We start from the raw sequence: 13,535 nt of genomic DNA, 5'->3' as shown, positions 1-13,535 counted from the left end.
ATCGGTGCTCACGCCGCCTGAGTACCCGAAACAGGCTGGTCCAGTCGTCGTTTATGGGACCAGGCGCGCCGACGACGTGCCCCGGCGACGATTCACACCGAGGCGAACAGCGCGATGGCCATCCCGATCATGATCGCCGCGACCACGGCGTCGAGAACCTTCCAGGCGCGCGGACTGGCGAAGAACCGTGAGAGCCGCCGGGCCCCTCCGCCGAGGGCGCCGAACCACAGCACACTGGCCGTGCAGGCCCCGATCGCAAAGGCCCACTTGCCGTTTCCGTGTCCGTTCGCGATGGCCCCGAGAGTCAGGACGGTGTCGAGATAGACGTGCGGATTCAGCCAGGTGAGGGCGAGCGCGGTGCCGACCGCCACCCAGCGCCCGACCGAGGTCGCCTCGTCGGCGTTGGCGGCGATGGCCTCGTCGCTGCGCAGGCAGCGTCTGGCCGCGAGGAGCCCGAGGACCAGGACGTACAGACCGCCGGCGATCTTCACGACGGTGATCACCTGAGGGAGGGCGGCGACGATCGCACCGAGCCCGGCGACCCCGGCGATGATCAGGACGATGTCGGAGATCGCGCAGACGGCCACGATCGTCCCGGTGTGCCGTCGCGCAACGCCCTGCCGCAGGACGAAGGCGTTCTGGGGGCCGATGGCGACGATCAGGCCGGCACCGGTGAGGAGGCCGGCGAGCGCGGGGACGAGGTAACTGGTCACCCGGACGACGCTAGGGATCGCCCGTTCATCAGTACAGCGAATGTTTCTGATGAATCATTAGCTGTACTTCATCTAGCCTGGTGGCGTGGACATCACCCAGGAGGGATTGCGCACGCTGGCAGCAGTGCTCAGAGAGGGGACGTTCGACGCCGCGGCAGCCTCCCTGCACATCACGCCGTCCGCGGTGAGCCAGCGGATCAAGGCGCTCGAGGCCGCGGTGGGCCGGGTGGTGCTGCGCCGGACCAAGCCGGTCTCCGCGACGCCCGACGGCGAGGTGCTCGTCCGGCTGGCGCGCCAGTGGGAACTCCTGCTCGCCGAGACACGCGCGGCCCTGGTCGGCGAGCCCGCCGACGCCGCCGTCCCGGTCACCGCGCAGCCGCGGGTCCACCTGCCGATCGCATCGAACGCGGATTCTCTCGCCACCTGGCTGCTGCCTGTGCTCGCCCGTTTCCACCGGGAGCATCCGGTGGCCGTCGAAGTTCTCCGCGACGACGAGACGCGCAGCAGCGCCCTGCTGCGTTCGGGCGATGCACTCGCCGCGGTCACCTCCGAGCCGCTCGCGGTGCGCGGGTGTGCGTTGCACTCGCTGGGCAGCATGCGCTACCTGCCCGTGGCGACCCCGGAGTTCATCGACACCTGGTTGCGCGACGGCCCGGACGCCGACGTCCTGGCACGGGCTCCGATGGTCCAGTTCGATCGCAACGACCACCTCCAGCGCGACATGGTCGCGGCACTGGCCGGCCGGGCCGTCGACCCGCCCGCCGCATACATCCCCGCGTCGACCGAGTACCACCGCGCGGTGACCCTCGGGATCGGCTGGGGCGCCGTCCCCGACGTGCAGATCCAGAAGGCGCTCGACGACGGTCGCGTCCGGATGATCGCCGATCACCACCTGGACGTGCCGCTCTACTGGCAGTACAGGAAGCTGAGTTCCCCTCTGCTGCAGCACCTCACCGAGCTGGTGATCGCCGGTGCCGCCGCAGTGCTCCGATGACCCGCACCCGTGGGATCGCGGTCGAGCGGACTCAGTCGCCCACGGGCTGAAGCGCCGGCGCGGCGTCGTCGGCGAGCGGGTGGTCGATCTCGTCGCGCCACATGCGGGCCGCGGCGTAGAACGCCCACGCGATCGGCACCGGCAGCAGCCCGGCCAGGACGAAGGTCGCGGTCAGGCCGATCGCCGACGAGACCGGCGCCGCGATGGCCATCGACACCGGCATCAGCGCGATCGACACGAAGAAGTCCAGGCTCGCGATCCGGCCGAGCAGCGCCGGCGGCACGCGACGCTGCAGGAGCGTCCCCCACAGGACCATCGGACCGTCGAACAGGACGCCCATGGCGAAGCCGGCGGCGACGAACATCCACGTCGAGTCGGCGACGCCCATCAGCACCAGCGGCACGCTGGAGAACCCCCACAGCCCGAACATGACCGTCAGGTATCGCCGCGGCATCGGCAGCGAGGCGAAGACCAGCGACGCGGTGGCCGCCCCCGCGCCGAACCCGGCGAGCACCCACGCGTGCTGGGAGGCGCCGCCGTCGACGCGCTCCCGCAGGGCGAACGGCACGAGCACCTCGATGGGACCCATCGTCGCCAGCACCAGGACGCAGGCGAAGAACAGCGTCCCCCACAGCCACGGGGTGCGGATCATGTAGACGAAGCCCTCCGCGAGGTCGACGACGACGCCCCCGACGCCTCCGCGCCCGACGCGCACCTCCTCCGATTCCGGGTGGTCGGACTCCCCCAGCCGGCGTGAGGTCACCGGGGCCATCGCCAGGTAGCAGACGCCTGACGCGATGGACGCGACCGCGGCCAGCACCACCGCCTGGCCCGGGGCGCTGGCGGCGATGACCGCGCCGGCGATCATCGGTCCCACAGCCTGGAAGACGACAGGACGGAAGAATCCCTCGATCCCGTTGGCGGCCTGCAGTTCCGATGCCGAGACGACACCCGGCAGCAGGGCCGAGTAGGCCGGGTAGTACATGCCCATGGTGACGCCGGCGAGCAACGAGGCCACCACGACCATCCAGAGGTCGACCACGCCGAACACCGACGCAAGTCCCACCGCGCCGAAGGCCGCCATCTTGGTGACCTCGAGCCCGATCATGATGTGGCGTTGCGAGATCCGGTCGGCCAGAACGCCGCCGGCGAGGGTCGACACGAGCATGCCGACCGCCGCGACGCCGGTGGCGAGCGAGACCTGTCCCGGTCCGCCGCCGAGGGCGATGACCTGCCAGATCACTGCGACCGTCCATATCCCGTCGCCGAACATCGCCAGGATCAACCCGGATGCCAACAGCCGATACTGCCGTCGCGCCAAGGGCATGAGGGCGCGCGGCAACCGGGTGTCGACGCTGGTGTTCACCCTTCGAGCTTGCCCGATCCGCGCGATGCCGGGCCAGCGAATATCCGCGGCCGGGCCCCGGGGGAGATCAGCTCGCCTTGCGCGAGGACTTCTTCGCGGGGGCATTCTTCGCCGTCGACTTCGATCCCGACGAACTCGACCCGGTCTTCTTCGCGGTCGACTTCGTGGTCGCGGTCTTCTTGGCCGTCGTCTTCTTGGCGGCTGTCTTGGTGGCGGCCTTCTTGGCGGGAGCCTTCTTCTCCGCCTTCTTGGCGGGCGCCTTCTTCTCCGAGTCCTCGTCCCCGGACTCGTCGTCGGAGGACGCCGTTCCGCGATCCTTCACCGAAGCGCGCAGCGCGGCAAGCAGATCCGCGACCTCGGAATCCTCGTCCTCCGACTTCTCCTCGTCGGACTCGGGGAATGCCTCGCCGCCCTCGGCCTTCGCCTCGATGAGCTTGGCCAGTTCGTTCTGGTAGGTGTCCTCGAATTCCGAGGGATCGAAGTCGGCGGCCATCGACTCGATGAGAGACGCCGCCATCTTCAGTTCCTGGTCGCGGATCTCGACGTCGTCATCGAGGAAGCCGAAGTCGGGTTTGCGGATTTCGTCCGGCCACAACAGGGTTTGCAGCGTGATCACTCCGTCGACCACCCGCAGGGCCGCGATACGCGTGCGGTTGCGCAGGGTGAACAGAGCGATGGCCAGGCGGTCGGTCTCCTCCAGCGCCCGGGCGAGGAGGACATAGGCCTTCGGCGACTTCGACGACGGTTCGAGGTAGTAGGGCTTGTCGAAGTAGATCGGGTCGACCTGTTCGGCCGGGACGAACTCCAGGATCGAGATCTCCGGGCTCTTCTGCGACGGCAGGGTTGCGAGATCGTCCTTGGTGAGGATCACCGTCTCGCCCGAATCCGTCTCGTAGGCATTGGCGATGTCGGAGTAGTCGATCTCCTTGTCGGTACCCTCACGCACGCGCCGATATCGGATGCGGGTCCCGTCGGAGGAGTCCACCTGATACGACTTGCGATCGTGGCTCTCCGTCGCGGAGTAGACCTTGACCGGCACGTTGACCAGGCCAAAGCTCAGGTCGCCCTTCCATATCGAGCGCATGTCCGCCATTGTGCCAGGTGTCACGCGGCGGTGTCGTCGTCTGCGCACGATCGCCATGACCCGCCGGTACGGACCGACCATGTGGACAATGGAGGGATGGCAGGCGGCGAGATCCTGGAGGTCGACGGCCGCCGGATCTCGATCACCAATCTCTCCAAGGTGCTCTATCCGGCGACCGGGACCCGCAAATTCGAGGTCATCGACTACTACTCGCGTATCGCCGATGTCATGTTGCCGCACCTGCGCGACCGGATCGTGACCCGGAAGCGGTGGCCGAACGGCGTCGAATCCACCCCGTTCTTCGAGAAGGACCTGCCCGACAGCGCACCCGAGTGGGTGAAGCGCTTCGGGATCCAGCACAGCGAGCGCGTCATCGAGTACGTCCTCGCCGAGGACCGGGCGACGCTCGTGTGGCTGGCCCAGATGGCGGCGCTGGAGATCCACGTTCCCCAGTGGCGACTCCCGCTCGGCCCCGGCGGGCAGCGGATGGCCAACCGCATCGTCTTCGACCTCGACCCGGGTCCCCGCGTCCCCCTCCACGAGACCGCCCAGGTCGCACTCCAGATCCGCGACTGGCTGGCCGGCACCACCACTTATCCCGTCACCAGCGGCGGCAAGGGCATCCACATCTACGCGCGCCTGCCCAAGCCGGTGAGTTCCGAGGCCGCCCGCAAGGTCGCCCGGGAGGTGGCCAACGAATTCGCCCGCCAGCACAGCGATTTCATCACCGCCAACATGTCGAAGAAGATCCGGGACGACAAGGTCTTCATCGACTGGAGTCAGAACAACGCGTCGAAGACCACGCTCTCCCCCTACTCCCTGCGCGGCCGCGAGAAGCCCTGGGTCGCCGCGCCCCGCACGTGGGAGGAGATCGCGGATCCCGAACTGTCCCAACTGTTGTTCACCGAGGTGCTCGAGCGGATCGACGAGATCGGCGATCTCCTGGAAGGACTCGACGACCCGTACGACGAGGACGCAGTCGAGCACGACGCGGCCGACTCGCGCGAGACGGAGGTCACCAATGCCGCGCCCGACGACGACGTCGGCGAGGTGGCGGAGGCGTTGCGGGAGAACATCACCGACGACGCACCGGATTCGTCGCCGAAGAACGCGCAGGACTCCGACGGGGGGACCGGCCAGGTCATCGACCTGAGCGAGTACGTCCGCAAGCGCAACCGTGCGAAGACGCCGGAACCGTTCGGCGACGAGAACCACCGCGCGCGCCGGCGGGAGGTCGCCGAACCCGACGACGCCGACGGCGAGACGGGCCCCCACGCACCGATCTTCGTGATCCAGGAGCACCACGCGCGCCGGCTGCACTACGACTTCCGGCTCGAGCACGACGGCGTGCTGGTCTCGTGGGCGATCCCCAAGAACCTGCCCACCGACCCGGACCAGAACCGCCTGGCCGTCCAGACCGAGGACCACCCGATGGACTACGCCGACTTCGAGGGCGACATCCCGGCGGGCGAGTACGGCGGCGGGCACGTGTCCATCTGGGACAAGGGCACCTACGAGCTCGAGAAGTGGCGCGAGAAGGAGGTCATCGTCCGGCTGCACGGCGAACGCGTGCAGGGCCGGTACGCGCTGATCCGCACGGGCGAGAAGAACTGGCTGGCCCACCTCATGACCGACGAGCCGCGCCCGATCCTGCCCGACAGTCTCACCAGCCCGCGCCCGATGTTGGCCACCGACGAGCCGATCGGCGAACTCGACGACAAGGACTGGGCCTTCGAGGGCAAGTGGGACGGCTACCGCCTCCTCGTCCGCAAGGTCGGCGAGGAATTCCGGCTCACGTCGCGCTCGGGTGTCGACATGACCGCAGACTTCCCCGAGTTCGCCGAGATCGTCGACGCGCTCGGCCTCATGGATGTGGTGCTCGACGGCGAGGCGGTCGCGATCGACTCGTCGGGCCGCACCAACTTCACGCTCTTCACCTCGCGCAAACACACCACCGAGCCCTACAGCCTCCGACTCCACCTGTTCGACATCCTCTACCTCAACGGGACGTCGCTGCTGCGCAAGCCGTGGTCGGTGAGACGCAAGCTGCTCGAGGAGCTCGCGCCCGCGTTCCGCCACACCGCCCATGTCGACGTCCCGCCATTGCTGCCGACACCGGCGAGCGCGGCGATCGAGTACAGCCGCGAGCACAACCTCGAAGGCGTCGTGGCCAAGCGCCGCGACTCGACCTACCAGCAGGGGCGTCGCTCCACGAAGTGGCTCAAACACAAGAACTGGAGCGACATCGAGGTCGTCGTCGGCGGATACCGGCCCGGGCGCGGCAACCGCGCGAACACCATCGGCTCCCTGCTGCTCGGCCTGCCGGAGGAGACCGGGCTGCGATATGTGGGCCGCGTCGGCACCGGTTTCACCGAGGCCCAGCTCCGCGCGCTCGCCGAGGAACTCGAACCGTTGAAGATCTCGCGGTCGCCGTTCCTCGACAAGCTCGACCGCCCCATCGCCTCGAACGCGGTGTGGGTGCTGCCGAAGATCGTCGGCGAGGTCCGGTTCATGGACTGGACGATGGACGGTCACCTCCGGCACCCCAGCTGGCGCGGAATCCGCCGCGACAAGCTGCCCGGCGACCTCTGAACGGCGACGACGACCCCAGGCGCCCATGACGATACGCAATCCCCCGAGAGGCATGAGATGACCGGCGAGACCATCACCATCACCGCACCCGACGGCGACACCGAGATGTACGTCGCCCGCCCCGACCCGTCCGACGGCACGCCGCTGCCCGGGGTCCTGTTCCTCACCGACCTGATCGGCCTGCGGCCCCGGACCCGCGCGATGGCCGATCGCATCGCGTCGTGGGGGTACGTCGTCGCGGTGCCGCACCTGTTCTATCGCCACGGCACCGCCGACGAGTGGGTCCCGCCGGCCGAGGATCTGGCCGACCCGGACTCGCTCGGGGCGTTCTTCGCCTCGGCGCTGCCGAAGGCGCGATCGCTGACGCGCGAACGTGCCCGCGCCGACCTCGAGTTCTACGTCGACGCGCTGCGCGCACTTCCGGGCGTCGCGGGCGGGCCGATCGGGGTGACCGGCTACTGCATGGGCGGCCGGTTCGCGCTCGACGTCGCCGCGGCCCGCCCCCACGACGTCGCGGCGGTGGGCATGTTCCACACCGGCGGTCTGGTCACCGACTCGCCGGACAGCCCGCACCTGCACCTCGTCGGGATCGACGCCTTCGTGCTGGCCATCCACGCCGACAACGACCGCTCGCTGCCGCCCGAGGCGATCGCGCAGTTCGAGCACGCCCTGACCTCGACGGGCGTCACGCACTCGACGACGGTCCATCCGGGCGCCGCGCACGGCTACACGATGTCCGACATCCCCGCCTATCACCACGAGGCGTGCGAGCATCACTTCGCCGAGCTCGAGTCCCTGTTCCGCCGCACGCTGCATCCCTGACAGGGGCCGGAGGCGTCGGGACCCGCGCCTCGACGACCAGGCCGCGACACCTGGATGCCGCCCCGGATCGGAAGCGGTAGGCGGGCTGAAACACAATGTCGGGACCGACGTGTGTTACGACTCCCCGCGGCCCGGCAATGCACGTTTCACCGGGCCCGAGGACTAGCCTCGTGAGAGTCAGTGACCGTGACAGGAGCCTTTTCGTGTTCGTCGTCGCCCACATCAGCGACCTGCATTTCAACGGGACGCGGTTCAACCGGAACCGCATCCAGTCGACGTTGAGTTATGTCAACGCTCGCGCGGCCGGCATCGACGTCCTCCTGATCACCGGCGACCTCGCCGACGAGGGCACTCCGAGCGAGTACCAGGAAGCCTACGGCGTCCTCGAGAGTCCGTTGCCGATGCTCATCACCGCCGGCAACCACGACGTCCGCGAGCCGTTGAGTTCGACCCTGCTGGGTGCCGAGACCTCCGGACCGATCAACCAGGCCCGCAAGGTCGGCGACGTCCTGTTCCTGGTGGTCGACAGTTCGATCCCCGGCCGCAACGACGGCCACATCGACGACGAGACACTCGCCTGGATGTCGGAACGCCTCGCCGCGGAGGATCCGCAGACCCCCGTCTTCGTCGCGTTCCATCACCCGCCGGTGGATCTGCACATGCCGTTCATGGACTCGATCCGGCAGACGGGCGAGGAACGCCTCGTCCCCCTGGTCGAGACGCATCCGAACATCGTCGCGTTCTTGTGCGGGCATGCGCACACCCCGGCGGTGACCCGGTTCGCCGACCGCCCCCTCTGCGTCGCACCGGGTGTGGCGTCGACGCTGAACCTGCCCTTCGAGGGCCGCGACGTGATCAACCGCGGGCAGCCGCCGGGCATCGCCTTCCATGTCTACGACCAGGGACGCCTCGTCACCCACTTCCGCTCGGTGATGTTCTAGCCGAAGGCCTTCGCCTCGCGTCGCGCGTCAGCCCGCGCCCGATCCGATCGCCGACGACCCTGCGTCGAGCAGCTTCCGCAGCACCTCCCCGCCGATCTCGCCGAGCAATCCGGTGCCCGCGTCGGGCAGCTTCCCCGGCAGGCCGGGTTCGCGCGTCGCGGGGATACGCGCCGCACGCGTCGCCTCGAGCCGGATCCCGGTCTGCCGGTCCTTGCTCAGCGGGGCGAGGTACTTGTCGAGTTCGGTGGCGGTGGTGACGGCCCCGACGACGCGCAGGCCGGTTGCCCCGAAATCGGCGGCGCCGCGCCGGAGGTGACTCGGCGAGGTCACCAGGACGATGTCGCGGATCCCTCTCGCACGCAGGATCTCCGAGGTGTTCTGCGCGTTGGCGACGGTGGAGGTCGACTTGTCCTCGGTGATGATGCGGGAGGCGTCGATGCCGTTGTCGACCAACCACGTTCGCATCGCGGCCGCCTCGGTGACCCCGTTCTTGGGAACGCCCCCGGTCACGACGACCGGTGCCGTCGGGGTGAACTCTGCCTGCGCCCGGCCGGCAGAGACCCGGTTCACCAGCTCGGGAGGCATCCTCCCGTCGGCGTTGAGCCCATGTCCGAGGATGACGATCGCAGAACGCCCCGTGACCGGCTTCGGGTTCGTGTCGGGAACGAGCCCGGCGGCGGTCGCGACGCCGGCGATCACGTTGCGGGCGGTGGTCGCGAGCCGCGAGTCGAGCACACCGAGGCGTCCTAGAGCCGCGCTGCGCGCCGCCGCGTCCTCCGCCTGGTCGGCCCAGATCGCCTGCAGCGCGAGGGCGTCGGTGTCCGTCGGCGCCAGCGTCAGCGCCTGTCGCAGGGCGGCGAGTCCGCCGGCGACGTCGCCGGCGGCGAATCTCGACTGGGCTTCGTTGTACAGCCCCGCCGGGTCGACCGCACTCGCCGTCGTCACCACACGCGAGCTCTCCGCGGGAAGGCAACCGACGGCCACACCACCGAGAGCTGCCGCCGCGATCGTCGCGACGGCCACCATCCTCCGTTTCACTCTGGCAACATCAGACACTCAGGAAACACTAGGATTCTCACGCAACGACCCCGCACCCGTCCGATCCCAAGTCGGTAACGGGCGCGGGGCGTCGAGCAGGAAGACGTCGCCGCAGGTCAGCGGCTCAGCCCCGCGACCTTCAGCAACTCCGGCCGCCGGAGCACCAGGCCGATCCACATCAACACGCCGAGGTAGACGGCGAACAGGATGGAGCTGAACAACGGCGCCTCGATGCGCATGTTCGCGGTGACGGCGCCGCCCAGATATGCGGTGATCCCGAGCGCCCCGAGCACCGCGGTCCGCGGGATCGCGTAGACGACCAGACAGGTCAGCAGCACGACCCCCATGACGACGGCCTGGTAACCGGGAAAGCCCAGTTCCGCGGTGCCGTCGACGACCGCCTGCGGACGCGTCAGCTTCCCGACCACGTCGAAGGCGAGAAAGGCGCCGACGAGGACGCTGATGACGATGCCCGCGATACGGCGCAGGTTCCGTCCGCCGGTCGCGGGCGAGTCCCCGCCGACCGTGGGTGCGGTGGCGTCGGGTTCGGTGGCGCCGGATTCGGTGCGGTTCTCCAGGGTCATGATCGTTGTCCTCCTGTCACGAGTGGCGAGTGTGTCGTGCAGGGGTAGACCCCACTCGTGCCCGGAAGTCATCGGCGGGGAGAGAACCCGGCAAGAACGAAAGACCCCGGCGCCCCCGCGATTCGCGGGACCACCGGGGTCTTCTCGTCGGCCTGGTGTGCCGTTACAGCGCCTTGAGCTCCTCGATGACGCTGTCGACGCTCTGCTTGGCGTCACCGAACAGCATCGACGTGCCCTCCGCGTAGAACAGCGGGTTCTCGATGCCGGCGTAGCCGGAGCTCATCGACCGCTTGAGCACGATCACCGAGCGGGCCTCGTCGACGTTGAGGATCGGCATGCCGTGGATGGGGCTGCTCGGATCGTTGCGCGCCGCCGGGTTGGTGACGTCGTTGGCGCCGATGACGATCGCGACATCGGTGCGGGCGAACTCGCCGTTGATGTCGTCCATCTCCTTCATGGCGTCGTAGGCGACGTCGGCCTCGGCCAGCAGCACGTTCATGTGACCGGGCATACGGCCGGCCACCGGGTGGATCGCGTACTTGACCTCGACGCCCTTGGCCTCGAGCAGGCTCGCCATCTCCTTGACCGCATGCTGGGCCTGTGCGACGGCCAGACCGTAACCGGGCACCACGATGACCTGATTCGCGTAGGCCATCTGGATGGCGGCGTCGGCGGCCGAGGTCGCCTTGACCGTGCCCCCGGTGCCGCCCGGGCCACCCGCGGCAGCGGCGTCGCCGCCGCCGAAGGAGCCGAACACGATCGCCGGGATCGAGCGGTTCATGGCCTTGGCCATCAGGTTGGTCAGGATCGAGCCCGACGCGCCGACGATCATGCCGGCGACGATGAGCGCGGTGTTGTCCAGCGCGATACCGGCGGCCGCCGCGGACAGGCCGGTCATGGCGTTGAGCAGCGAGATGACGACGGGCATGTCGGCGCCGCCGATCGGGAACACGACGAACAGACCCATCACGCCCGCTGCGACGAGGACGCCGACCATCCACCACACGCTGGCGCCGCCGCCGTCGGTGGCCTGGACACCGAGGTAGATCGCCAGGCCCAGGGCCACGGCCAGCAGCACGATGTTGGCGAACTGGAACAGCTTCGCGTTCGACACGAAGGCCTTCTCCAGGCCCTTCGGCATGATCTCCTGCAGCTTGGCGAACGCCACCAGCGAGCCCCAGAACGAGATCGAACCGATGATCGCGGCGATCAGCGAGCCGATCACCAGCGGCGACGCGGGCTCGGTGTTGTGGAAGACCGAGTACCCGGAGGTCTCGATGAACTCCGCCCACGCGATCAGCGCGACGGTGCCGCCGCCCACGCCGTTGAACAGCGCGACCAGCTGCGGCATCGCCGTCATCTTGGTCTTCAGGGCCGGCGGGATACCCAGCACCACACCGAGCGCCAGGCCGACGACGATGAGGATCCAGTTGATCGTCGGGACGCCGACGGTCGAATGGCCGTCATCGCCGACCGCGCCGGAGTTCCAGATGTAGAGCAGCGTCGCCGCCACCGCCAGGCCCATGCCTGTCGCGGCGATCCAGTTGCCGCGCACCGCGGTCTTCGGGCCGGTCAGGCCCATCAGGCCGTAGATGAACAGCGAGAACGAGATGATGTAGAGCGCGGTGACCACATACCCGACGCCTTCGCTGGGGGTGTGTGCGTCTGCCGCCAACAGCAGTTGCGAGCCGATCACTTGGCGGCCTCCTTCTTACCCTTGAACATGCCCAGCATGCGGTCGGTGACCGCGAAGCCACCGATCACGTTGAGCGTGCCGAACACCAGCGCGACGAAGGCGATGATGCGCACGCCCCAGCCGGCGTCGGCGGGCAACTTGCCCAGGACCACCAGCGCGCCGAGCACGACGATGCCGTGGATGGCGTTGGTGCCCGACATCAGCGGGGTGTGCAGGGTGTTGGGGACCTTCGAGATGACGGCGAAGCCGACGAACCCGGCGAGCACCAGGATCGCGAGATTCGCGAGAAGTCCGGAGTACATCAGGCAGTCGCCTCCTCACGCGTGACGCACGCAGCGGCCAGCACCTCGTCGTCGAAATTCGGTGTGAGGGCACCGTTCTCGTCGAGCATCAGTTCCAGCAGCGCCTGCAGGTTCTTCGAGTACAGCTCGCTGGCGTGCTCGGGCATGGTCGCCGGCAGGTTCAGCGGCGCGGTGATCGTCACGTCGTGGCGGACGACGGTCTGGCCCGGCTCGGTCAGCTCGCAGTTGCCGCCGGTCTCGCCGGCCAGGTCGACCACGACGCTGCCCGGCTTCATCCCCTCGACCGCGGCGGCGGTCACGAGGCGGGGAGCGGGACGGCCCGGCACCAGCGCGGTGGTGATCACCACGTCGAAGCCCTTGATGGCGTCCTCGAGCGCCTGCTGCTGCTTGGCACGCTCCTCGTCGGTCAGCTCACGGGCGTAACCGCCCTCGCCGGCGGCGTCGATGCCGAGGTCGAGCCACTGCGCACCGACCGATCGCACCTGCTCGGCGACCTCCGGCCGCACGTCGTAACCGGTGGTCCGGCCGCCGAGACGCTTCGCCGTCGCCAGCGCCTGCAGGCCGGCGACACCGACACCGAGCACGAGCACGGTGGCCGGCTTCACGGTGCCGGCGGCGGTGGTCAGCATCGGGAAGAAACGCGTCGACAGGTCTGCGGCGACGATCACGGCCTTGTAGCCCGCGACGTTGGCCTGCGAACTCAGCGCATCCATCACCTGGGCGCGAGAGATACGCGGAATCGCCTCGACCGCGTACGCCTCGACACCCGCCTTCTTCAGGGCACCGATCTTGTTGTCGGCATTGCGCGGGGCCAGAAAGCCGATGAGCTTCTGCCCGCTGCGCAGCTTCGCGATCTCCTCGTCGGAGGGCGGCGACACGCGCAGCACCACGTCCGCGGAGTACGGATCTCCGATCGTCGCTCCGACCTCGGTGTATGCCTCGTCGGGGATCAGGGCGCCGAGTCCGGCCCCCGACTCCACGACGACGGGCACACCCTTGCCCACGAGCGAGGCGACCACCTTCGGGACGAGCGCCACTCGGCGCTCTCCCGGGGCCGTCTCGCGCACGACTCCCACTGTCATCTATCTCACCTTGTCTGGGCGACGCTGCGGACAGCGTCGCGTCGTTCGGCGCCGATGGTCGGCGCACGCGTTGTACAACGGCGTGACCTGCGTGCAAGTCGTGCAGCTCCGCCATGTATCGGCGGTGCGGACGACCTGACGCAGGTCACGAATGCTGGGTCCGACAGTGATGACTGTCACCCTGCTCACATATGGGTCCGAAGAACATAACACGTGGTGAAAGCCCGAAATGAACCGGAGTCGGAAACCTCACTCCGACCTTGACATCTGAATGCTCATGATCTTTGTGCGTACTCGCCGGTAGCCGCGAAAGCCACCGAC

12 protein-coding genes are annotated in these 13,535 nt (G+C 68.7%); 4 read left to right on the top strand and 8 right to left on the bottom strand.

What is annotated here, in order from left to right; genetic code table 11:
* Window positions 1–92: 92 nt before the first annotated feature.
* A complete protein-coding gene (locus tag E1P53_RS13580) occupies window positions 93–713 on the bottom strand; it encodes a LysE/ArgO family amino acid transporter (protein ID WP_131734642.1) in 621 nt (206 codons plus the stop codon).
* Window positions 714–798: 85 nt separating this feature from the next.
* Between E1P53_RS13580 and E1P53_RS13575 the strand changes: the two genes are divergently transcribed.
* Window positions 799–1,707, top strand: a complete 909-nt coding sequence (locus E1P53_RS13575; protein WP_131734641.1) for a LysR family transcriptional regulator ArgP — start codon at window positions 799–801, stop codon at window positions 1,705–1,707.
* Between the two features lie 31 nt (window positions 1,708–1,738).
* Here E1P53_RS13575 and E1P53_RS13570 read toward each other — a convergent pair whose 3' ends face one another.
* Together E1P53_RS13570 and ku are read right to left on the bottom strand one after the other, a co-directional pair.
* Window positions 1,739–3,073 (bottom strand): MFS transporter, encoded by a 1,335-nt coding sequence (locus E1P53_RS13570; protein ID WP_040527017.1) that lies wholly within the window; start codon window positions 3,071–3,073, stop codon window positions 1,739–1,741.
* A 67-nt stretch (window positions 3,074–3,140) separates the two neighbouring features.
* Window positions 3,141–4,157, bottom strand: a complete 1,017-nt coding sequence (gene ku / locus E1P53_RS13565; RefSeq protein WP_446667202.1) for a non-homologous end joining protein Ku — start codon at window positions 4,155–4,157, stop codon at window positions 3,141–3,143.
* Between the two features lie 96 nt (window positions 4,158–4,253).
* Here ku and E1P53_RS13560 point away from each other — a divergent pair, with 96 nt between their 5' ends.
* From E1P53_RS13560 to E1P53_RS13550, 3 genes are all read left to right on the top strand, one after another.
* Window positions 4,254–6,749: an ATP-dependent DNA ligase gene (locus E1P53_RS13560; protein WP_131734640.1), complete on the top strand. Its 2,496-nt coding sequence runs from the start codon at window positions 4,254–4,256 to the stop codon at window positions 6,747–6,749.
* Window positions 6,750–6,806: 57 nt separating this feature from the next.
* A complete protein-coding gene (locus tag E1P53_RS13555) occupies window positions 6,807–7,571 on the top strand; it encodes a dienelactone hydrolase family protein (protein ID WP_131734639.1) in 765 nt (254 codons plus the stop codon).
* Window positions 7,572–7,774: 203 nt separating this feature from the next.
* Window positions 7,775–8,512, top strand: coding sequence for a metallophosphoesterase family protein (locus tag E1P53_RS13550; protein ID WP_131734638.1), 738 nt, complete (start codon window positions 7,775–7,777; stop codon window positions 8,510–8,512).
* A gap of 27 nt (window positions 8,513–8,539) precedes the next feature.
* Here E1P53_RS13550 and E1P53_RS13545 read toward each other — a convergent pair whose 3' ends face one another.
* The 5 genes from E1P53_RS13545 to E1P53_RS13525 all read right to left on the bottom strand — a co-directional run bounded on the left by E1P53_RS13545 (window position 8,540) and on the right by E1P53_RS13525 (window position 13,214).
* Window positions 8,540–9,538, bottom strand: coding sequence for a YdcF family protein (locus tag E1P53_RS13545; protein ID WP_131735324.1), 999 nt, complete (start codon window positions 9,536–9,538; stop codon window positions 8,540–8,542).
* Window positions 9,539–9,666: 128 nt separating this feature from the next.
* A complete protein-coding gene (locus E1P53_RS13540; protein WP_230825024.1) occupies window positions 9,667–10,134 on the bottom strand; it encodes a DoxX family protein in 468 nt (155 codons plus the stop codon).
* A 163-nt stretch (window positions 10,135–10,297) separates the two neighbouring features.
* Window positions 10,298–11,830: an NAD(P)(+) transhydrogenase (Re/Si-specific) subunit beta gene (locus E1P53_RS13535; protein ID WP_006901008.1), complete on the bottom strand. Its 1,533-nt coding sequence runs from the start codon at window positions 11,828–11,830 to the stop codon at window positions 10,298–10,300.
* Window positions 11,827–12,132 (bottom strand): NAD(P) transhydrogenase subunit alpha part 2, encoded by a 306-nt coding sequence (locus tag E1P53_RS13530; protein ID WP_006358004.1) that lies wholly within the window; start codon window positions 12,130–12,132, stop codon window positions 11,827–11,829. Before E1P53_RS13530 ends, E1P53_RS13535 begins: the two co-directional genes overlap by 4 nt.
* Window positions 12,132–13,214, bottom strand: coding sequence for a Re/Si-specific NAD(P)(+) transhydrogenase subunit alpha (locus E1P53_RS13525; RefSeq protein WP_131734637.1), 1,083 nt, complete (start codon window positions 13,212–13,214; stop codon window positions 12,132–12,134). Before E1P53_RS13525 ends, E1P53_RS13530 begins: the two co-directional genes overlap by 1 nt.
* Window positions 13,215–13,535 lie beyond the last annotated feature (321 nt).

The sequence above is a fragment of the Gordonia paraffinivorans genome, from assembly GCF_900683595.1.
GTDB lineage: Bacteria > Actinomycetota > Actinomycetes > Mycobacteriales > Mycobacteriaceae > Gordonia > Gordonia paraffinivorans.
This window is presented reverse-complemented; position numbering and strand designations above follow the sequence as displayed.

Coding starts and splice junctions, on each gene's coding strand:
- ku (WP_446667202.1), bottom strand. CDS start 4,157: ATGCGCTCGATATGGAAGGGCGACCTGAGCTTTGGCCTGGTCAACGTG.
- E1P53_RS13560 (WP_131734640.1), top strand. CDS start 4,254: ATGGCAGGCGGCGAGATCCTGGAGGTCGACGGCCGCCGGATCTCGATC.
- E1P53_RS13555 (WP_131734639.1), top strand. CDS start 6,807: ATGACCGGCGAGACCATCACCATCACCGCACCCGACGGCGACACCGAG.
- E1P53_RS13545 (WP_131735324.1), bottom strand. CDS start 9,538: ATGGTGGCCGTCGCGACGATCGCGGCGGCAGCTCTCGGTGGTGTGGCC.
- E1P53_RS13540 (WP_230825024.1), bottom strand. CDS start 10,134: ATGACCCTGGAGAACCGCACCGAATCCGGCGCCACCGAACCCGACGCC.
- E1P53_RS13530 (WP_006358004.1), bottom strand. CDS start 12,132: ATGTACTCCGGACTTCTCGCGAATCTCGCGATCCTGGTGCTCGCCGGG.
- E1P53_RS13525 (WP_131734637.1), bottom strand. CDS start 13,214: ATGACAGTGGGAGTCGTGCGCGAGACGGCCCCGGGAGAGCGCCGAGTG.